The organism is Paraburkholderia sp. BR10872, from assembly GCF_040965835.1.
Taxonomy (GTDB): domain Bacteria; phylum Pseudomonadota; class Gammaproteobacteria; order Burkholderiales; family Burkholderiaceae; genus Paraburkholderia; species Paraburkholderia nodosa_A.
In genome coordinates this window covers 48,618-68,522 of sequence record NZ_JBFRCN010000053.1, presented here as the reverse complement: position 1 = coordinate 68,522, position 19,905 = coordinate 48,618, and the positions used below count along the sequence as shown (strand labels likewise).

Here is a 19,905-nt window from a genome sequence, read left to right as displayed (position 1 = left end):
TCCCGAACAGGACCGTGAAACAGCTCCACGCCGATGATAGTGCGGATTGCCCGTGTGAAAGTAGGTAATCGTCAGGCTCCTTATGCTGTAACGTCCAGAACCCCGGTGTCTCCGAAAGAGAGCCGGGGTTCTGGCGTTTGGGCATCTTCAGATGCAGAAAACAAAAAAGCCGTCCAATGGACGGCTTTTTGCGTTAACCCGCTTTCACAAGCGCAGGCTTACTGCGCCGCTTTCTGCACAGCTGCTGCGACCCCAGCGTCCTTCGCCAAGGCCACCTCTTCTGCGACGTCCGTCAGCTGCTCTTGAGTCAGTTCTTCAAGCAGCGCCAGGTCGCGCTCGATGACTTGCGGGAGATGCGCGCGCAAGAATTCCACCCACGTCTTCGTCTTCGCATCGACGAACTTGCGCGACGGATAGAGCGCATACACGTTCGTCTTTTGCAGCTTGTGCTGTGGCAGCACACGCACGAGCGTCCCGTTACGCAATCCTTCTATTGCGGCGTAGACCGGCAACATCCCGATCCCCATCCCCTCGCGTATCGCCACGGCGAGCGATTCCGCGATGTTCACCTGCACCGGCCCGTCCACTTGCATCTCGACGCTGCCCTCAGGCCCCTCGAGCGTCCACTCATGCGCCGGGAACGCCGGCGATTTGAGAATCAGACAGTCGTGATGCGAGAGGTCGGCGGGAGTGCGTGGCGCACCGTGCGTATGCACATACCCAGGCGAGGCGCACAGAATGCTGTACGTCGAACCCAGCTGATGCGAAACGAGATCGGAATTCGGCAGCGATGACGCCGTGACCACCGAGACGTCGCTGCTGCCCTCGAAGAGATCCGGCATGCGTTGCGAGAGCGTCAGTTCGACGGTGACTTCGGGATGCAGCGCGCGATAGCGCGAGATCGCCGGCAGCACGTACTGCTGACCAATACTTGCGAAGCTGTGCATGCGCAGCGCCCCGACCGGGCGTTCGTGCGCGCAGCTCGCTTCTTCTTCCGCGCTATCGACGTCCGCGAGAATCTGCGAGCAACGCTTGAGATACCGCTCGCCGGCGGGCGTGAGCGCGAGCCGGCGTGTCGAGCGGTTGAGCAGACGGGTGCGCAAGTGCGCTTCGAGTTCCGATACCGCGCGCGACATCGCGCCGGTGGTCGAATCCAGCGACTGAGCCGCGGCCGTGAAGCTGCCCGCTTCCACGACGCGCACGAACACCCGCATGTTTTGTAACGTATCCATCAGACCTTCTTGACCTTCTTGTTCGGTACAGAAACGATATTGTCCGCCTGTATGGGCGCGCCATTGTTGAGTGATCTGGAACGGAGGTTCCCCGCGCGTCCCATTAATGCGGCGCAATGACGCTCCTACAATCGGCCCCTGTCTTTGAAACAGCCGAGCGTTTGTCATGAGCCGCCAGCCTGCGATACATCGAGCGTTCGACTCGCGTCGGCGCGCGGAGATCATATGGCGCGCGGTCAGACGGGCGTTGCGCGACTGGCAGGGCAGCGACGGCGCGATCTGGCTCCATCTGCTGAAAACGGTCGCGGCTTGCTTGCTTGCCATGGGCATCTCCATGCTGCTGGACCTGCCGCAGCCGCGCATCGCGATGACGACGGTGTTCGTCCTGATGCAGCCGCTCTCGGGCATGGTGTTCGCCAAGAGCTTTTATCGCATCGTCGGCACTGCGGTGGGAATGGTCGCGGCGGTAGTACTGGGCGCCGTGTTCGTCCAGCAGCCCGAACTCTACATCCTCGGGATGACGGGGTGGGTGGCCGCATGTACGGCTGCCGCCATGAGGAATCGCCATTTTCGCTGGTACGGTTTCGTGCTTGCCGGCTACACGGCAGCGTTGATCGGCATTCCGCTCGTGATGCAGCCCAACGGTCTCTTTCTCGCCGCACTCGGCCGAGGCGCCGAAGTGGCCATTGGCATTCTCTGCTCGGGCATGGTCAGCGCGGTGATCGTGCCCCGGCAGTCGGGCTCGTTGCTCGGTCGAACCCTGCGCTCACGCTATCTCAATTTTACTGCGTTCGCTGCGGCGGTGTTGGCTGGGCGGCTCGAAAGGGGCGCATTCGAAGGGCGATTTGCGAGTCTCGTCGACGATGTCGTCGGCTTCGAGGCCACGCGTGCTTTCTCGTCTTTCGAAGATCCGACGATGCGCTCGCGCAGCGGCCTGCTTTCGCGTCTGAATTCCGAATTCATGGATGCCTGCGCGCGGCTGCATGCGTTGCGCCAGTTGCTCAAAAGACTGCACTGGCGCGACGCGGCGATCGCACCGCTCGCGCCGTATTTTGACGAACTCGCGGCGCTGCTCGCACAACGGCCTGGCCGCGACGAAAGCGATCGCGCCCATGCGCGGAGGGTCGCCGATGGGCTCGAGGCCTTCCAGCGCACGCTGCCGCGTCATGTGCGCGAGACGCGGCGGCCGCTCGAACATGCGCTGCCCGAAGCGCTGCCCGACTTCGACACCTCGGCCGAACTCATCTATCGCTTCACGACCGAGATCGTGCGCTACAGCCGCACCTGGGCAGCGCTCATGGAAGCGAGTCCTGCGCAGGCGCCGCGCGCCGCGCGCTACGTGCCTCGCACGAGCTGGTACGTGGTGGCGTTCACCTTCGTGCGTACGGCCGTGGTGGTGGCGTCGCTGGGCTGGTTCTGGGTCAAGACCGACTGGCCGAGCGGCGGCCTTGCGATGATCGCGGCGGCGCTCACGTGCGCGCTCACGTCGTCGGCGCCGAACGCGTCGCGCATGGCCGTGCAGATGGCGGTTGGCGCGGCCTTTGCCGCCGTGACGGGCTATCTCTTCACCTGCTACGTCTATCCCAATGTCGACGGCTTTCCGTTGCTCTGCGCGACACTCGTTCCGGTGCTCGCCATCGGCGCCTTTCTCGCCACCCGCTCGCGCATAGCGGGCTATGGCGTCGGCTTCTCGGTGTTCTTCTGTCTGCTGGCTGGTCCGGACAACGTGATCGTGTACACGCCGGATCTGCTGGTCAACAACGGCATCGCCGTCGTCGCCGCGATGCTGGTCGCCTCGCTCGCGTTCGCGGTGGTGTTTCCACCGCACATGAACTGGCTCGTCGAGCGCATGTGCGTGTCGTTGCGCGGCCAGGTCGTGCTGGCCAGCCATGGGGAACTCGATGGCCTCGGCCAGCGCTTCCAGTCCGGTACGCACGATCTGATGCACCGGTTGAGGCTCTTGCTGATCGGGCGCCGCCAGGCGCACCGGCGCGCGCTGCGCTGGATGCTCGTCACGCTCGAAGTCGGGCACGCCGTGGTCGATCTGCGCAACGAGGCGCACGCGGCAGCCTGGCTCGACCGTCATGACGCGCGCTGGCCTGCGGCTCTCGCGCGCGTTCAGGAGGACATCGCGCACCTTTTCCAGAACCCGGACGGGATTGCGCTCGACCACGCGCTCAGCGCCGTGCGCGCGGCGACCTGGATCGCCCAGGAGGCGCTCGCCACCGTGCATCACGAGCGGGAAAGGCGGCACGAGGCGCAACGGCTGCTGAGTCATCTGCACTTCATCCGCAGCGCGCTGCTCGACCGCGACGCGCCGCTCGGGCCGCTGGCGCGCCGTGCACGCCGTACGCTTGCGCCGCGCAGATCGTTGAAAACACAATGAACATGCGGGCCCCGCGCGATCTTGCTGCAGTCTGGAAATATGCCTTCCACCCCGACTCCTTAATCTATTCGACCCTGAGTCATATAGTCACATCACTGCTTCGCAGTAACCGTTAGCACTGGAGAGTAAAATGAAGTCCCTGAAGATCGCTGTTGTTGCCTGTTCGCTGTTTGCCGCCGCCGCTGCTTATGCACAGAACGAAGCACCGGCAGCAAGCGTCCCTCAGCAGGTTGCGCAGTCCGCTGCCCCGCAGGTAGCGCAAGCGCCCGCCCACCGCGAAATCGTAAAGCCGGCAAAGAAGGATGAATGCGTCGGCCCGGTCAGCTTCTGCAATATTTATTTCGGTAGCTGAGATCGAGAGCACGCCAGCCATGTGCAGGCGCACGCTGATATCTTGTGCCGCGACGCCTTCAAAAGGGCGCCGCGGCTTTGCGCATTGTGGCTGCTCAAAACACTGCAACAGTGTTTTGTGAAACTCGCAGTGCACGACCGCCGATGCAAGACCTGAAAATAGGCACCAGGCGATCAGAGAGTTTGTGGAGACTTTGATGTACGAAGACCGTATTCGTTGTGCCGCCTTGCGCGGGAAAATCACTTCGGCCGCCGAGGCGGCCCAACTCGTGCGCAACGGCATGCGCGTTGGCGCAAGCGGCTTTACGCGCGCGGGCGACACGAAGGCCGTGCCGCTCGAACTGGCGCGCCGTGCGCGCGAAGAGAAAGAGCCGCTGCGCATTACGCTGATGACGGGCGCCTCGCTCGGCCACGACGTCGATCGCATGCTGACCGAAGCGGGTGTGCTCGAGCGCCGTCTGCCGTTCCAGGTGGACGCCACGCTGCGCAAGGCGATCAACCGCGGCGAAGTGATGTTCGTCGACCAGCATCTTTCGGAAACCGTGGAGATGCTGCGCGCGAACCTGCTCGGCAAACTCGATCTCGCGATCATCGAAGCCGCCGCGATCACGGAAACCGGCGCGATCGTGCCGACCACGTCGGTCGGCAATTCGGCGAGCTTCGCGATTCTCGCGGAGAAGGTGATCGTCGAGATCAATCTCGCACAGCCGCTCGCGCTCGAAGGCCTCCACGACGTGTGGATTCCTGGCCGTCGCCCGCATCGCGATCCGTTGCCGATCGTGCGTCCGCAGGACCGTGTGGGTACGACCGCCATCGAGATTCCGCCGGAGAAGATCGCCGCCATCGTCATCACGAACGAAGCGGACAGCCCCTCGACCGTGCTGCCCGCCGACGAAGAAACCGCGCGTATTGCCGGCCACCTCATCGAATTCCTGCAGCACGAAGTGAAGCACGGCCGCATGAGCGCGCAACTGCCGCCGCTGCAGGCCGGCATCGGCACGATTGCGAACGCGGTGCTTTCGGGCTTCGTGGATTCGCCGTTCGAAGCGCTTACGATGTACTCCGAAGTATTGCAGGACTCGACGTTCGATCTGATCGATTCCGGCAAGATGGTATTCGCCTCGGGCGCATCGATGACGCTCTCCGCGCAACGCCAGGCTCAGGTGCTCGCCGAACTCGACCGCTATCGCGACAAGCTCGTGCTGCGTCCGCAGGAAGTGAGCAACCATCCCGAAGTGATTCGGCGCCTCGGCTTGATTGCGCTGAACACCGCGCTCGAATGCGACATCTACGGCAACGTCAATTCCACGCACGTGGGCGGCACGCACATGATGAACGGCATTGGCGGCTCGGGCGACTTCGCGCGCAATGCGTCGTGCGCGATCTTCGCGACCAAGGCGATTGCGAAGGACGGCCGCATTTCCAGCATCGTGCCGATGGTGCCGCACGTCGATCACAACGAGCACGACGTGGACGTGATCGTCACCGAGCAAGGCCTGGCGGATCTGCGCGGACTTGCGCCGCGCGAACGTGCGAACCTCGTGATCGAGCGTTGTGCGCATCCGCTTTATCGCGACCTGCTGCGCGACTACTATCGCGACGCACTCCAGTTCGGCGGCCAGACGCCGCACGATCTCGCACGCGCGTATGAAATGCATCTGCGTTTCAATCAAACGGGTTCGATGCTGCCTGAAGCGACGGGCGGACTCGTTGCGAACGCCTAAGGTCCACGGCGCTCGCTATTTAGAAGCACACAAAGACAAAGCGGGAGCACCGGCAACGGTGCTCCCGCTTTTCATTGATAGCGCAAATTCGCTACGCTCGTCGCACGAGGCGGATGATGAAGAGCAGAATGACCGCGCCGACAATGGCGGTAATGATCGAACTGATGATGCCGGCGCCGATATGAATGCCGAGCACCCCGGCAAGCCAACCGCCGATGAACGCGCCGACAATGCCGACAATGATATCGACGAACAATCCGAAGCCGCCGCCTTTGACGAGAACGCCAGCGAGCCAGCCTGCGATTGCGCCGATGATGAGCCAGGCAATGATGCCGTGTTGCATATGAGTAGACTCCCCTTGTTGGCGTGAACGAATCACGGTGAATGGAGCTTAGTCCAAGGGCGGATACGCGTCCATGAAACGCGGCCAGAATTGACAGTTCTTGAAAACCGCCGCCGATAGTTTCAAAAAAAGCAACGAATTAGAAATGCATTCGTAAGAAATGCCGGCCGATGCAATGCGCAAGGCTCATTCGGGCGCGATTTCGGGTTCCGCGGCGGTCCAGCTTATGCTCGAGACGCCTTTCTCCATGCTCAGGCGGTTCGCCAGGAGCTCCAGCTTCGACTGGTACTTCGGGTGCAGGCGCATCGTCGCCGTCACGCGCAGGCGCGGCGGATCGCCGGCCAGGTCCTCGCTCGTGAGGCTCTGGAACGAAAGCGGCGTGGAGTACAGAGAGTTCGAAAGCAACGTGCGGATATGGATTTCATCCTCTTCGCGGCAAACCACCGTAAGCACATAAGCGCGCACGAGATCCGCATTCGAAACAGGCGACGCGTTGATGATGCGGCTCACCTCGCGCAGCACGGTATTCGTGAGCAGCACGACAGCGGTGCCGGCCACCGCCGGGCCGTAATGGCCCGCTCCGCACAGCACGCCCACGGCCGCTGAGCACCATAGCGTCGCCGCGGTATTGATGCCCTGAATCGAGCCCTTCTCGCGCATGATGACGCCGCCGCCCAGAAAGCCCACGCCGGAGACGACATAGGCCGCGATCTGCGTCACGCCGGTCGAGCCATTGCCGGTCAGCACGCCGAGCGTGACGAACAAACATGCGCCGCTGGCGACGAGCGTGATCGTGCGCAGACCGGCCGTGCGTTGGCGAATCTGGCGTTCGAGGCCGATGGCGACGCCGCAGGCGAACGCCGCGAGAAGGCGCAGGGCGAATTCGAGAGTCATCGTTTTGTCATCAAAGCGCAGGGCGGCCGCACGCCAGGCGGCTCTCGCGCGAGGCGTCGGGATGCATCGCAGCACGCCCCGGGGGCCCGTGGATCATACGCGCGACGGGGCTTTGCGCCAAGCTGTCCGCGCTGTCATGTTCGAGTCAGGATCAGGCCACGGCTCGTCGGCGAAACTACCCTCATTCGTATGGAGATGGGAAGGCAGGTCGAATGAACGGGAGTTTCTGATGGATACGCTGCGCAATATGCGGGTCTTCGTGCGAGTGGTGGAGTCCGGCAGCTTCACGCGCGCTGCGGCGAGCGAAACGATGACGACGGCGCAGGTCTCGCGCGCGGTCACCGACCTGGAGTCACGGCTACGCACACGGCTTCTCAACCGGACCACGCGGCGCATGTCGCTGACCGAAGCGGGCGAGCGTTACTTCCAGAGCTGCAAGCGCATTCTTGCCGACATCGAGCAGGCCGAAGCGGAAGCCGCTGCTGCGCACGCGAACCCCGCGGGCAAGCTGCGCGTGTACGGCGGCACGAGTTTCGGGCAGCACTATGTGATGCCGCTCATCGCGCGCTATCAGCAGCATTTGCCGGAGGTCTCGGTCGATCTCACCATCGCGCAGCAGATGCCGGACATCATCGAGGAGGGCTTCGATGTCGCGGTCGTGGTGGCCGCCGAACTCGAGGACTCCGCGCTGATCTCCCAGCATCTGGGCAGCACCGCTGCCATTCTCTGCGCTTCGCCTGCGTACTTGCGCACGCGCGGCGAGCCGCAATCGTTCGATGACCTCGAAGCGCATACCTGTCTGCACCTGACCGATGCGAGCCTGCCCGCCGGCCAATGGGTTTCCGAGGGACCGCTTGGCGAGACCTTCCGGCATACGGGCGTGACGCCGTTCCAGGTGAACAATCCCGAAGCGCTTGCGCTCGCCATACGCGAAGGCATGGGCATTGGCCCGCTGCCGGTGCCGGTTGCGCTGCCCGGTCTCGCCGACGGCACGCTGGTGCGCGTGCTGCCCACGCACACCCTGCAAAAGCTCAACATCTACGCGCTGTACGCTTCGCGTCGCTATCTGGATGCGAAGATCCGCACCTTCGTCGAGTTTCTGCGCGAGAAGGTGCCGCTCGTCCTTGCCGAGCAGGAGGCCGCGCTCGCCACCTGCGACGAGCCGCTTCGCGAAATGGATGCACACGCGGGCCCGCGAGGCACGCGTGCGCGCAGCGGTCGGGGCCGCGGTCACAACACGCACGACCTGGAGCGCCTGCGTCTTGTGAACTGAAGCAGTTAAAGAAGTCTTCGCGAAGCGCGAGTGTGTTACGGCGCGTTTCGCGGCTGCGGATTTCCGGCGCTTCGCGACGCTACAGCGCCGATCTATCTGCGTTCCCGCGCGCTTTCGCGCGTCTCGCGCATTGCCTGTCAATTTCGCCATATTGGCGACAGCGACCTGCCACCGCCATTGCCTATGATGCGGCACCCGCTGGATGAATGCGTCGCCGTCTCAACCCCTCGCCTGAGTTGTCCGAAACACTGACATGTGGATTGTCAATCTCGCGCTGAAGCGACCGTACACGTTCATCGTGATGGCCATCCTGATCGTGCTGGCCACGCCGTTCGTGCTCATGTCGATGGCCATCGACGTGCTGCCGAACATCAACATCCCGGTCATCAGCATCATCTGGTCGTACAACGGTTTCTCCGCGAAAGACATGGCCGATCGCATCACCTCGGTCAACGAGCGCAGCTTGACGACCACGGTGAGCAATATCGAGCACATCGAGTCGCAGTCGCTGCCCGGCATCGCGATCATCAAGCTGTTCCTGCAGCCTGGTGCGAGCCTGCAAACCGCGATCGCGCAGGCCGTTGCATCGGAACAGGCGCAGGTGAAGCAGATGCCGCCCGGTGCGACGCCCCCGCTCGTCATCAGCTATTCGGCCTCGAGCATTCCGGTGATCCAGCTCGGCCTGTCCAGCAAGTCGATGAGCGAGCAGGCGCTCGCCGACGTCGCGATGAACTTCCTGCGCCCGCAGCTCATTACGATTCCCGGCGCGCAGGTGCCTTACCCGTATGGCGGCAAGACGCGCGTGATTTCCGTGGACCTCGATACGCGCGCACTCATTTCGAAGGGCCTCACGCCCGCCGATATCGTCAATGCCGTCAACGCGCAGAACCTGATTTTGCCGACGGGCACGGCCAAGCTCGGGCAAACCGAATATCGTGTGGACACCAATGCATCGCCCGATACGCTTGCCGGACTCAACCGCATTCCCGTGCAGACGGTAAACGGCGCGACCACGTATCTCGGCGACGTGGCGCATGTGCGCGACGGCTTCACGCCGCAGACCAATGTCGTGCGCCAGGACGGCCAGCGCGGCGTGCTGATGTCGATCCTCAAGAGCGGCGACGCCTCGACGCTGCAGGTGGTGGGCGCCCTCAAGGACCTGCTGCCGAAGGCACGCGACACGCTGCCCGCCGACCTCGTCGTCAAGCCGCTCTTCGACCAGTCCGTCTTCGTTTCCGCCGCCGTGCAGGGCGTGGTGCGCGAAGCGCTCATCGCGGCCGCGCTCACCGCGGCGATGATCCTGCTCTTTCTCGGCAACTGGCGCAGCACGCTCATCATCGCGGTGTCGATCCCGCTGTCGATTCTCTCTTCGATCATCGCCCTCTATGCGCTTGGCGAGACCATTAACATCATGACGCTCGGCGGCCTTGCGCTCGCTGTCGGCATATTGGTGGACGACGCCACGGTTACGATCGAAAACATCGAGCGGCACCTGCATCTGGGCGCGAAACTGCACGACGGCATTCTCGAAGGCGCGGGCGAAATCGCGGTACCCGCACTCGTCTCGACGCTGTGCATCTGTATCGTGTTCGTGCCGATGTTCTTCCTCACCGGTGTAGCGCGCTTTCTGTTCGTGCCGCTCGCGCAAGCCGTGGTGTTCGCGATGATCGCGTCGTACATCCTCTCGCGCACGCTGGTGCCGACGCTCGCCATGCTGCTCTTCGAGGGCCACGATCCCACCGCGCATGCACAGCGCGCCCAAGGCTCGCTCTTCGCGCGCATACACTGGCGCTTCAATCATGCGTTCGAGCGCTTGCGCGCCAATTACATCGCGCTGTTGAGCCTGCTGCTCGCGCGCCGCAAATTCTTTGGCGGCACCTTCCTCGCGTTTTGCCTGCTTTCGCTCGTCCTCGTGTTTTTCCTTGGCCGCGACTTCTTTCCTTCAGTCGATGCGGGCAATATTCGTTTGCACATGCGCGCGCCAACGGGTTTTCGCATCGAGGAAACCGCGCGCCTGGCTGACCAGGTGGAGCAGGTGGTTCGCGAAGTCGTGCCGGCCGATCAACTCGAAACGATCGTCGACAATCTCGGCCTGCCCTATAGCGGCATCAACCTCTCGTATAGCAATGCGGGGACGATTGGCACGCTCGACGGTGAAATCCAGATCGCGCTGAAGCCCGATCACGATCCCTCGCGCATTTATATCGACAAGCTGCGGACCTTGCTGCCGCAACGCTTCCCGGGCGTCGAGTTCTTCTTCCAGCCCGCCGACATCATCACGCAGATTCTGAACTTCGGTCAGCCCGCGGCGATCGACGTGCAGGTCGTGGGCGCGAACCTGAATCAGGACATGGCGCTTGCGAGCACGCTGCTCAAGCAGGTGCGGCAACTGCCGGGCGCTGTCGATGCGCACATCGAGCAGCGTAACGACGAGCCCGCGCTCACGCTCGCCATGGACCGCACGCGTATGCAGCAGTTGAACCTGAGTCCGCAAAACGTTGCGCAGGACGTGCTGATCGCGCTTTCGGGCAGCACCCAGACCTCTCCTGCGTTCTGGGTGAGCCCGCAAAACGGCGTGGAATATCCGCTCACGGTGCAAACGCCGCAGTATCGCGAGACCTCGATGAACGAGGTGATGGGCACGCCCGTTTCCGCACGCGCGACGAATCCCAATGCGCCGCTGCAACTCGTGAGCAACCTCGTGCAGCTCAATCCGCATAGCGGGCCGGCCATCGTCACGCACTACAACATCCGTCCCGTGATCGACCTGCTCGTGAGCGTGGGGGGCAGCGATCTGGGCTCCGTGGGCGTGAACATCAACGACATCATCCGGCATGTGCAGGCGCACGCGCCGCGCGGCACGACCATCACCATGCGTGGGCAGATCGGCACGATGCGTTCGTCGTACGTGGGTCTGGGCGTCGGCATTGCGATGGCGGTGGTGCTCGTGTATTTGCTGATCGTCGTGAACTTCCAGTCGTGGGCCGATCCGCTCATCATCATCAGCGCGCTGCCCGCCGCGCTCGCGGGCATTGCGTGGATGCTGTTCATCACCGGCACGCACTTGAGCGTGCCCGCGCTCACCGGCGCGATCATGACCGTGGGCGTCGCGACCGCAAACAGCATTCTCGTGGTCTCGTTCGCGCGGCAGCGTCTTGCCGCCGGCGCGTCGCCGCTCGCCGCCGCGCTCGAAGCCGGCGCCACCCGCATACGCCCGGTGCTGATGACGGCGTTCGCCATGATGATCGGCATGGTCCCGATGGCGCTCGGCCTCGGCGAAGGCGCGGAGCAGAATGCGCCGCTCGGACGCGCGGTGATCGGCGGCCTGCTGTTCGCTACGGTCTCCACACTATTGTTCGTACCCCTGATGTTTGCGACCGTGCATACCCGGCTCGCCCACCGCGCCGCCGCGAAACGCGAGCGCGAGGCGCAGCGCCGGGCTACGCGAGGCGATACCCGTTAAGTCAAATTGGCCGAAGACATGAACGAACCTCACCACCATTCATCTCTCGACATCACCGTGGGCAGCGAGCAGGGCATGGACCTGCCGGCGCGCGGCCAGGCCGGCAAGCGCGCACGTTTTGCGCTGATCGTGGTTGCGCTGCTGCTGGCTGCGGGCGCCACGCGCACGATCGTGTCGAACCTCATGAACGGCCACCATCTCGCAGATGTCACGAAGCAGAACGCGAAGCAGTACGTGAGCGTGGTGCAACCGGTAGCGGCGGGCGCGGACGGCCGCATCGTGCTGCCGGGCACGCTGCGCGGCTTTGTCGAAGCGCCGATCTACTCGCGTGCGAACGGCTACGTGCGGCGCTGGTACGCCGATATCGGCGCGCACGTGCAACAAGGGCAGTTGCTCGTGGAGATCGATACGCCCGAGATCGATCAGGAACTCGCGCAGGCGCAGGCGCAGCGCGATCAGGCCGCCTCGACGCTCGCTCTCGCAAAGACCTCGTTCGATCGGGCGCAGCAATTGCGCCAGCGCGATGCGGTCTCGCAGCAGGAACTCGACGACCGCCAGGGCGCCTTCAACACCGACCAGGCGAATCTCGCCGCCGCCGATGCGAACGTGCGCCGCCTCACGGAGATGAAGTCGTTCCAGCGCATCGTCGCACCGATCACGGGCATTATCACGCAGCGCAACGTCGATATCGGCGACCTCGTGAACGCGGGCAACGGCGGGGCGGGTCATGCGCTCTTTTCGATTGCGCAGTCCGACCCGCTGCGCCTCTACCTCGACGTGCCGCAGACCTATGCGCAGCAGGTGGCGGTCGGCCAGCACGTGAGCGTGACCGAACAGGAGCTGCCGGGCCTGACGTTCGACGGCACCGTCACGCGCACGGCGCAGGCCATCAACGTGGCCACGCGCACGCTGCAGGCCGAAATCTCGCTGCCCAACCATGACGGCAAGCTGCTGCCCGGCGCGTACGTGCAGGCCGCCTTGCAGACCGACGCGAAGGGCCTGCTCACGGTGCCGGGCAACACGCTGCTGTTCCGCTCGGAAGGTCCGCGTCTTGCAGTCGTCGATGCGGATGGCAAGATCAAGCTCAAGCCGGTGGAAATCGCGCAGGACCTCGGGCAGACGCTCGAAATCAGCCGCGGGCTCGCGCCGACCGATCGCGTCGTGCTCAACCCGAGTGACTCGATTGCGGATGGCGACAGCGTCGTCGTGGTCGCGCCGAACAAGACCGAAGCGGCGCACGAGGCCGCCAGGCGGAGCGCGACGTGACGATGCGGAATAACACGCGGCAACGGCCGCTCGCTTGCGTCACGGCGCTGGGCGCGCTCGGTCTCGCGGCTTGCACCGTGGGCCCCGACTATCACGCGCCGCAAACGCAAAGCCCCTCGGCCTGGCGCGTCGATTCCGCCGATTCATACTGGCATGCGGCGCAGCCTTCGCATGCGCCGCTCGATCCGCAGTGGTGGAAAGCATTCGACAACGCCGAACTCGACAGTCTGGAAACCGCGGCGCTCGCCGAGAACCAGACGCTGCGCGTGGCCGCCGCGCACTACGCGCAGGCACGCGCGACGCTGGCTTCGGTGTCGTCGCAGCAAAGCCCGCAGGTCGGGCTCGACGCGGGCCTCGCGCGCGAGCGCATTTCCGCGAACCGGCCGCTCACGAACTACGCGACGCCCAACACGTCGACCGTGCAGAACCAGGTCACCGTCGGCGCGACCGTGAGTTACGAGCTGGATCTGTTCGGACGCATCCGGCGCATGGTGGAGTCGGCGCAGGCGTCGACGCAGCAGGCCGGCGACGATCTCGTCAACGCGCGTCTCGTGCTCACCGCCGAGCTCGCTACCGACTATTTCGCCATGCGCGAACTCGACAACGAGATCGACGTGGTGAACCGCTCGGCGCAACTGCAGCAAAAGGCGCTCGACTTCGTGACCGCGCAGCACGATCTCGGCGCGGTTTCGGGTCTCGAACTGCTGCAGCAAAAGGCCCAGCTTGCGGCGACGCAAACTGAGGTGCATCTGCTCGAAAACCAGCGACAGCAGGAGCAGAACGCCATTGCCGTGCTGGTCGGCAAGCCCGCGCCCGAATTCACGATCGCGCAGAAGGTGACGCCGCTGCCGGTGCCGGCGCTTCCCACCGGGCTGCCGAGCGAGCTGTTGCAGCGGCGGCCCGACGTGGCCTCGGCCGAGCGGGCGATGGCCGCGGCCAATGCGCAGATCGGCGTGGCACGTTCCGCGTACTTTCCGGACATCACCCTTTCGCCCACTTTCGGCTGGGAATCGACGCGTTTTGGCGGCCTTTTCTCCGTGCCGAGCCTGATGTGGTCGGTGGGCGCGACGGCCAGCGAGGTGCTGTTCGACGGCGGCAAGCGCGCGGCGGGCGTGGATTTCGCCCAAGCGGGCTACGAGTCGGCGCAGGCGTCTTATCGTCAGACCGTGCTCACCGCGTTCCAGGAGGTGCAAAATGCGGTAACGGGCCTTTCGGTGCTGGAACGTGCCTCGACCGACGGTCAGTCGGCCGTGGACGACGCACGCAAGTCGTTCGAACTCGCCAACGACCGCTATCAGGGCGGCCTCGTCGCGTTCATCGACGTGCTCAACGCGGAGCAGCAGTTGCTTGCCAGCGAGCGCCAGGAAGTGCAGATTCACGGCCAGCAGGTCGCCACGGTGGTCTTTCTCGCGAAGGCGCTGGGCGGTGGCTGGAGCGCCGACGACCGCGAGCTGGCCTGCAGCGCGGGCACGTGCCGCGAAGTGCCGAAGGCCGAGGGCAGAAGCTGAGTCGCACGCAAGGGCTGAAAACGGGGCATACGAGAGCTACAAGAGGGCTTGAGCGGGCCCGGCACCAGGGTATATAAAAGCGCGCAACGGCGGTCGCGGGCCGCGTCGGCCGGCACCGCCAGGGCAGCGCGCGAAGAGGAGGGCGGGCATGAAAGTATTGGTAATCGAAGACGAGCGCAAGGTCGTCGACTACTTGCGTAGCGGACTCACGGAGCAGGGCTGGGTCGTGGATGTCGCCATGGACGGCGAGGAAGGCGCGTGGATGGCCACGGAGTACGACTTCGACGTGATCGTGCTCGACGTCATGCTGCCGAAGCTCGACGGCTTCGGCGTACTGCGCGCCGTGCGCACGAAGAAGGACACGCCGGTCATCATGCTGACGGCGCGCGACCGCGTGGACGACCGTGTGCACGGTCTGCGCGACGGCGCCGACGACTATCTCACCAAGCCGTTCTCCTTCCTCGAGCTCGTCGAGCGGCTGCGCGCGCTTACGCGGCGCGCACGCACGCAGGAGTCCACGCTGATTTCGGTGGGCGATCTGCAGGTGGATCTCATCAGCCGCCGCGCGACGCGTGACGGTGTGCGCCTCGATCTCACGGCGAAGGAATTCCAGTTGCTTTCGGTGCTCGCGCGTCGGCGCGGCGAGATTCTTTCCAAGACGCTCATCACCGAGCTGGTCTGGGACGTGAATTTCGAAAGCAATGCGAACGTGGTGGAAACGGCGATCAAGCGGCTGCGTGCCAAGCTCGACGGCCCGCACGCGGCAAAGCTGCTGCACACCATACGCGGCATGGGCTACGTGCTCGAAGTGCGCGAGGAAGGAGGCCAGACGTCATGAAACGCTCGATCTCGCTGCGGCTTTCGGCGATGTTCGCAGCGGTGTCGCTCATCGTGTTCACGCTCACGGGCGCGGGCCTCTTCTTCCTGATGCAGCGTCAACTCTTCAACGAGTTGCGCGAAACGCTCGACACGCGTGCGCGCATTGCGAGCCTGATCGTTTCGCACGCACCGGACGTGCAGAAGTGGGCCTTCGTGCAGGAAAAGCTGCGCGACCTCTCGCCTGCTGACAGCCGCATGCATTACTACGTCGAAGGCCCCGATCCGCGCTTTCGTTTCGGTACGCCCATCGTCGGCAAGGTCACCGGCGACGTCGGCCCGAATCATCTGCTCGTGCGCCCGCCCGGCTGCAGCTACGACATCATCACGACGACCTTTATCGTACCCGCGAGCGGCGACCGGCCTCAGGTGAAACTCGTGGTCGGCAGCGACTGCGTGCGCACCGAAGGCATGCTGCGGCGCTTCGGCATCGCGCTCGGCGTGCTGATCGCGCTGTCCACCATTGCAGTCGCGCTGCTGAGCCGCGCGGTGACGCGCTTCGGACTCGCCCCGCTCACGCGCCTCTCGCGCGAGGCCTCGCAGTTGAGCCCGTCGAACCGGCGCCAGCGTCTGCACTCGGACGAACTGCCCGAGGAGCTGCACGAACTCGCCACATCGTTCAATGGCGCGCTGGAGCGTCTCGACAAGGCCTACGAGCGGCTCGAATCATTCAACGCCGATGTGGCGCACGAGCTGCGCACGCCGGTGAGCATCCTGATTGGCCAGACCCAGGTGGCACTCACGCGCGACCGTTCGGTCGAACAACTGCAACAGACGCTGCAGTCGAATCTTGAGGAATTCGAACGATTGCGCGTGATCGTGAACGACATGCTGTTCCTCTCGCGCAGCGATCGCGGCGAACGCGCGACCGACCTCACGGAAGTGTCGTTGCGCTCGGAGATCGAACGCATGCTCGATTTTCTGGAGATGCCGCTGGAAGAGGCACAGCTGCGCGTGGAAGTGCAGGGCGATGCGCGGGCTTGGGTGAATACATCGCTGATCGGCCGCGCCGTGAGCAATCTGTTCGTCAACGCGATCCAGCATTCGCAGCCCGGTACGACGTTGCGCGCGACGGTCGCGCCGCAGAACGGTCACGTCGAGATCGCCGTGTCGAACCCCGGCGAGCCGCTCGATCCGGTCACGCGCGAGCATATTTTCGACCGCTTCTACCGCATTCAGGAGGCGCGCTCGAACAGCCACGAGAATCACGGGCTCGGGCTGTCGATCGTCAAGGCCGTGGCGGAAATGCACGGCGGCACGGTGTTCGTGCGCAGCGCGGACGGCATCAACACGTTCGGTTTTTCGGTTGCCGTGGACGGCGCCGAAACGCCCGAAGCGCCTGTTGCCGGTGTTGCACGCCAGGGCCGCGCCGGCGTGCCGCTGCACGTTTCGCCATAGCGCCGCGCTTAGACGGGCTCGTCTTCCACGGGCGTGCTTTCGTTTTCGATGTTGTGCTGGTCCTTGCGCAGCAGGTCCCAGCAGCTGATGAAAAGCGCGGCGACGAGCGGCCCGATCACGAAGCCGTTGATGCCGATGAGCGAAATGCCGCCGAGCGTCGAGATCAGCACGACCCAGTCAGGCAGGCGCGTGTCCTTGCCCACGAGCACGGGGCGCAGCACGTTGTCGACGGTGCCGATCACGACGGAGCCGAAGACGATCAGCCCGACGCCCTTCGCCACCGCGCCCGTGGAAAGGAAGTAGATCGCAATGGGCCCCCACACGAGCGCCGCGCCCACGGCGGGCAACAGCGAGAGCAGCATCATCACGAAGCCCCACAGCAGCGCCCCCTGAATGCCGAGCACCCAGAGCGCGATACCGCCCAGGCCGCCCTGCACGACCGCCACGGCCACGTTGCCCTTCACCGTTGCGCGGATCACCGTCGTGAACTTGCGCATGAGATGCAGCTTGTGCTGCTCGTCGAGCGGAATGGCGTCGCGTACGAGCCGCGAAATTTCGCGGCCGTCGCGCACGAGGAAAAAGAACAGATAGAGCATCACGCCGAAACTCACCAGAAATTGCAGCGTGTTCTGCCCGAAGGAGAAAGCACGCGTGGCGACGAACTGGCTGATCTCTGCGGCGCCCGCCGAAAGGCGCTGCTGCAGCCCGGGCAGATCCATGAGGTCGTAGCGCGCTAGCAGGTTCTGAATCGACTCGGGCATGGCATGGACGATCTGCGTGAAGTAGGCGCCGAAGTCGAGGCTGCCGCTTCGCACCCCCTGATAGGCCAAGGCGACCTGCTGCACCAGCGTGGCCGTCACCAGCGTGAGCGGAAAGATCACGATGACGAGGCAGATGGTGAGCGTAATGAGCGCGGCGATATTGCGCCGCCGCCCGAGCCGGGCAACGAGCCGGCGCTGCACGGGCTGGAAGATCAATGCAAGTATGGCGCCCCAGAGCACCGTGCTGAAGAACGGCGCGAGGATGAAGCAAAGCGCGATGGACACCGTGAACAACAGCAAATAGAACGATGTCTGGTGAAGCTGCTTGTTGCCTTCCATGTGCGATGGATTCCAGTTAAAGCGGCAGGCGGACGAACGGCGGCATCGTCCGATGATACCGGCAAGGCCGCGCGGGCCGTCGGGCGCAGCGCGCCCAGGGGTTCACTGTGCGCCCACCAGCCGCACGCGCGTGATTTCCGAAGGCGCGCCAAGGCGCTTGGGCGGCCCCCAGTAGCCCGTGCCGCGGCTCGTGTAGACCCATAGGCTGCCGAGTTTTTCGAGGCCCGCCGTGAACGGCTGCTGCAGCCGCACGAGGAAATTCCACGGGAAAATCTGGCCGCCGTGCGTGTGGCCGGAGAGTTGCAGCGTGAAGCCCGCATCGACGGCGGCGTGGGCCGTGCGCGGCTGGTGCGCGAGCAGCACGCGCGTGTTGACGTCGGCGGGCGCGCCGCGCAGCGCTTCGGCCGGATCGCTGCGGTGCGCGGGATCGAACTGGCCGCCCGTGTAGTCGGTCACGCCGGCCAGCACGAGCCGCGCGCCGCCATGCTCGATCACCACATGCTGGTTCATCAGCACCGTGAGGCCGATGCGGCGGAACTCGGCAATCCAGGCGTCCGCGCCCGAGTAGTACTCGTGGTTGCCGGTCACGAGATACACGCCATGATGCGCGTTGAGCTTGCCGAGCGGCGCGGTGTGCGCGGCGAGATGCGCCACGCTGCCGTCCACCACGTCGCCCGTGATAGCGACCACGTCGGCGTCGAGCTGGTTCACGGCGCGCACGATGGCGTCGACGTAGCCGTGCTTGATCGTCGGGCCGACGTGGATGTCGCTCAGTTGCACGATCGTGAAGCCGTCGAGCGCGGCGGGCAGGCCGCGAATCGGCACCTCGACGTTGCGCACGCGCGCACGCCGCCGCGCGTTGAAGAAGCCGAACCCGGAGGAGAGGAACGCAAGCGCGATCACCGCGGCGGCGCTCACGGTGCGCCAGCCCGCGAGATCGATGGCTTTGGGCCACAGTGCCTCCACGGTCATGGCCGAGGCGAGCACGATGTCGCGCGCGATCGTCAGCATGAGCAGCGACGAGAAGAAGCCCATGGCGAGCATGCCGATCCAGGCGAGGCGGTCGCCGAGCGGCTGGCGCTTGAAGCGCCGCGCGAGCATGCCGGGCGGGATGAACAGCACCGAGAGCACGAGCCACAGCACGGCGAGCCACTTGCCGGCGGCTGGCACGCTCAGGTCGGGAATCAGGCGAAAGCCGACATAAACATGCAGCAGCACGCCGATGGCGATGAAGCGGACCAGAAAGGAGAGTCGGGGCATGGCGGCGCGAACGGATGGGAGCGGACCGGCGTGGGCTGGCGTGCCGGGCTCGGCGCGCTGCAGCAAAGCCCAACCATCGAGGCCCGGTCGAAACCCGGCCGACCGGGCAGTAGAGGTAGGCTGCGTTGCATTTTACCGGCGCAGCAGACTTCGTGCCGATAGACGGCGGCGGATTGGGGTTTGCGCGCTGCGATGCATCATCGACGGCTTTCCCTATCGTGCATCGACATACATGCATGCGTGTATGCGTAGGCCTTGACGCTTTCCCGCCTCCGACTGTGGCAGTGCGGCATTACCCTGGATTGCCACCGCGATCTCACCCGTCGCACTATGTTCCCGTTGGGGCCGAGCGCACTCTATTAAACGTCCATTGAATCGGCCCTTGCGATGGACTATGCTCGAAATGAGGCCCGCGTGGTTTCGGGCGCTCTGGGGGAGACGGATCATGAAAGGAATCCGGCCGGTCGCACATGGGCTGCATGAGGGTTTGCATGGTCGTCACGTCGGGCACGAAGGCAGCCATGTCATGCTGCCGATGGTCGTTCTGTCGATCATGGCCATCGCGCTGTATATCGCGGTCAAGAACATCGACATTCTCGAAATTGGCCGAAGCGCGTTGTTCGATGTCGTGATGGTGTTCGTCGCGCTCGGTATTGCGGGTATGTTTGGCGTGCTGGGCGCCTGGCTGCGATCCCGCACCACCGACGAACCCGCCGAAGGCTTCTGCTTCGTCGGCGCGCTCATCGGCGCGGCGGTGTTCTACATCGCACTGCTCACCTGAATCGCCTGTTTGTCGTTTCTGTTGATTCGCAATCCTGCGGGAGGCGAGGG

At 64.5% G+C, this 19,905-nt stretch carries 15 protein-coding genes; 10 read left to right on the top strand and 5 right to left on the bottom strand.

What is annotated here, in order from left to right:
* Positions 1 to 218: 218 nt before the first annotated feature.
* Positions 219 to 1,232: a LysR family transcriptional regulator gene (locus tag AB4Y43_RS31725; protein ID WP_069268705.1), complete on the bottom strand. Its 1,014-nt coding sequence runs from the start codon at positions 1,230 to 1,232 to the stop codon at positions 219 to 221.
* 166 nt (positions 1,233 to 1,398) lie between these two features.
* On the opposite strand from AB4Y43_RS31725, the gene AB4Y43_RS31720 reads away from it, so the two are divergent.
* The 3 genes from AB4Y43_RS31720 (at position 1,399) to AB4Y43_RS31710 (ending at position 5,693) form a co-directional block, all read left to right on the top strand.
* Complete coding sequence (locus tag AB4Y43_RS31720; protein ID WP_368729588.1) at positions 1,399 to 3,618, top strand: FUSC family protein; 2,220 nt, start codon at positions 1,399 to 1,401, stop codon at positions 3,616 to 3,618.
* A 130-nt stretch (positions 3,619 to 3,748) separates the two neighbouring features.
* Complete coding sequence (locus AB4Y43_RS31715; RefSeq protein WP_028205643.1) at positions 3,749 to 3,970, top strand: hypothetical protein; 222 nt, start codon at positions 3,749 to 3,751, stop codon at positions 3,968 to 3,970.
* A 196-nt stretch (positions 3,971 to 4,166) separates the two neighbouring features.
* On the top strand, positions 4,167 to 5,693 hold the full coding sequence (locus AB4Y43_RS31710) for an acetyl-CoA hydrolase/transferase family protein (protein WP_069268707.1): 1,527 nt from the start codon (positions 4,167 to 4,169) through the stop codon (positions 5,691 to 5,693).
* A 91-nt stretch (positions 5,694 to 5,784) separates the two neighbouring features.
* On the opposite strand, the gene AB4Y43_RS31705 is transcribed toward AB4Y43_RS31710, so the two are convergent.
* Both AB4Y43_RS31705 and AB4Y43_RS31700 read right to left on the bottom strand, forming a co-directional pair.
* The gene (locus AB4Y43_RS31705; RefSeq protein ID WP_042265070.1) at positions 5,785 to 6,036 is read right to left on the bottom strand and encodes a GlsB/YeaQ/YmgE family stress response membrane protein; all 252 of its coding nucleotides are present in this window, start codon (positions 6,034 to 6,036) and stop codon (positions 5,785 to 5,787) included.
* 186 nt (positions 6,037 to 6,222) lie between these two features.
* Positions 6,223 to 6,930: an MgtC/SapB family protein gene (locus AB4Y43_RS31700; RefSeq protein ID WP_069268708.1), complete on the bottom strand. Its 708-nt coding sequence runs from the start codon at positions 6,928 to 6,930 to the stop codon at positions 6,223 to 6,225.
* Positions 6,931 to 7,159: 229 nt separating this feature from the next.
* Here AB4Y43_RS31700 and AB4Y43_RS31695 point away from each other — a divergent pair, with 229 nt between their 5' ends.
* From AB4Y43_RS31695 to AB4Y43_RS31670, 6 genes are all read left to right on the top strand, one after another.
* The gene (locus AB4Y43_RS31695; RefSeq protein ID WP_368729587.1) at positions 7,160 to 8,203 is read left to right on the top strand and encodes a LysR family transcriptional regulator; all 1,044 of its coding nucleotides are present in this window, start codon (positions 7,160 to 7,162) and stop codon (positions 8,201 to 8,203) included.
* 253 nt (positions 8,204 to 8,456) lie between these two features.
* Entirely contained in the window at positions 8,457 to 11,666 is a 3,210-nt protein-coding gene (locus AB4Y43_RS31690; protein ID WP_368729586.1) for an efflux RND transporter permease subunit, read from the top strand.
* Between the two features lie 18 nt (positions 11,667 to 11,684).
* Positions 11,685 to 12,932, top strand: coding sequence for an efflux RND transporter periplasmic adaptor subunit (locus tag AB4Y43_RS31685; protein WP_342950230.1), 1,248 nt, complete (start codon positions 11,685 to 11,687; stop codon positions 12,930 to 12,932).
* Between the two features lie 2 nt (positions 12,933 to 12,934).
* A complete protein-coding gene (locus AB4Y43_RS31680) occupies positions 12,935 to 14,440 on the top strand; it encodes an efflux transporter outer membrane subunit (RefSeq protein ID WP_368729592.1) in 1,506 nt (501 codons plus the stop codon).
* Positions 14,441 to 14,588: 148 nt separating this feature from the next.
* Entirely contained in the window at positions 14,589 to 15,278 is a 690-nt protein-coding gene (locus tag AB4Y43_RS31675; RefSeq protein WP_042265081.1) for a heavy metal response regulator transcription factor, read from the top strand.
* A complete protein-coding gene (locus AB4Y43_RS31670) occupies positions 15,275 to 16,714 on the top strand; it encodes a heavy metal sensor histidine kinase (protein WP_368729585.1) in 1,440 nt (479 codons plus the stop codon). Before AB4Y43_RS31675 ends, AB4Y43_RS31670 begins: the two co-directional genes overlap by 4 nt.
* An 8-nt stretch (positions 16,715 to 16,722) precedes the next feature.
* Here the strand turns inward: AB4Y43_RS31670 and AB4Y43_RS31665 are convergent, their stop codons facing one another.
* Both AB4Y43_RS31665 and AB4Y43_RS31660 read right to left on the bottom strand, forming a co-directional pair.
* On the bottom strand, positions 16,723 to 17,814 hold the full coding sequence (locus AB4Y43_RS31665) for an AI-2E family transporter (protein ID WP_069268711.1): 1,092 nt from the start codon (positions 17,812 to 17,814) through the stop codon (positions 16,723 to 16,725).
* Between the two features lie 102 nt (positions 17,815 to 17,916).
* A complete protein-coding gene (locus tag AB4Y43_RS31660) occupies positions 17,917 to 19,074 on the bottom strand; it encodes a metallophosphoesterase (protein ID WP_069268712.1) in 1,158 nt (385 codons plus the stop codon).
* Between the two features lie 445 nt (positions 19,075 to 19,519).
* Here AB4Y43_RS31660 and AB4Y43_RS31655 point away from each other — a divergent pair, with 445 nt between their 5' ends.
* Complete coding sequence (locus AB4Y43_RS31655; protein WP_069268713.1) at positions 19,520 to 19,855, top strand: hypothetical protein; 336 nt, start codon at positions 19,520 to 19,522, stop codon at positions 19,853 to 19,855.
* Positions 19,856 to 19,905: the final 50 nt, after the last annotated feature.

Bases quoted from the DNA above. Each gene is read 5' to 3' on its own strand.
- AB4Y43_RS31725 (WP_069268705.1), bottom strand. From the start codon at position 1,232: ATGGATACGTTACAAAACATGCGGGTGTTCGTGCGCGTCGTGGAAGCG.
- AB4Y43_RS31720 (WP_368729588.1), top strand. From the start codon at position 1,399: ATGAGCCGCCAGCCTGCGATACATCGAGCGTTCGACTCGCGTCGGCGC.
- AB4Y43_RS31715 (WP_028205643.1), top strand. From the start codon at position 3,749: ATGAAGTCCCTGAAGATCGCTGTTGTTGCCTGTTCGCTGTTTGCCGCC.
- AB4Y43_RS31710 (WP_069268707.1), top strand. From the start codon at position 4,167: ATGTACGAAGACCGTATTCGTTGTGCCGCCTTGCGCGGGAAAATCACT.
- AB4Y43_RS31705 (WP_042265070.1), bottom strand. From the start codon at position 6,036: ATGCAACACGGCATCATTGCCTGGCTCATCATCGGCGCAATCGCAGGC.
- AB4Y43_RS31700 (WP_069268708.1), bottom strand. From the start codon at position 6,930: ATGACTCTCGAATTCGCCCTGCGCCTTCTCGCGGCGTTCGCCTGCGGC.
- AB4Y43_RS31695 (WP_368729587.1), top strand. From the start codon at position 7,160: ATGGATACGCTGCGCAATATGCGGGTCTTCGTGCGAGTGGTGGAGTCC.
- AB4Y43_RS31690 (WP_368729586.1), top strand. From the start codon at position 8,457: ATGTGGATTGTCAATCTCGCGCTGAAGCGACCGTACACGTTCATCGTG.
- AB4Y43_RS31685 (WP_342950230.1), top strand. From the start codon at position 11,685: ATGAACGAACCTCACCACCATTCATCTCTCGACATCACCGTGGGCAGC.
- AB4Y43_RS31680 (WP_368729592.1), top strand. From the start codon at position 12,935: ATGCGGAATAACACGCGGCAACGGCCGCTCGCTTGCGTCACGGCGCTG.
- AB4Y43_RS31675 (WP_042265081.1), top strand. From the start codon at position 14,589: ATGAAAGTATTGGTAATCGAAGACGAGCGCAAGGTCGTCGACTACTTG.
- AB4Y43_RS31670 (WP_368729585.1), top strand. From the start codon at position 15,275: ATGAAACGCTCGATCTCGCTGCGGCTTTCGGCGATGTTCGCAGCGGTG.
- AB4Y43_RS31665 (WP_069268711.1), bottom strand. From the start codon at position 17,814: ATGGAAGGCAACAAGCAGCTTCACCAGACATCGTTCTATTTGCTGTTG.
- AB4Y43_RS31660 (WP_069268712.1), bottom strand. From the start codon at position 19,074: ATGCCCCGACTCTCCTTTCTGGTCCGCTTCATCGCCATCGGCGTGCTG.
- AB4Y43_RS31655 (WP_069268713.1), top strand. From the start codon at position 19,520: ATGAAAGGAATCCGGCCGGTCGCACATGGGCTGCATGAGGGTTTGCAT.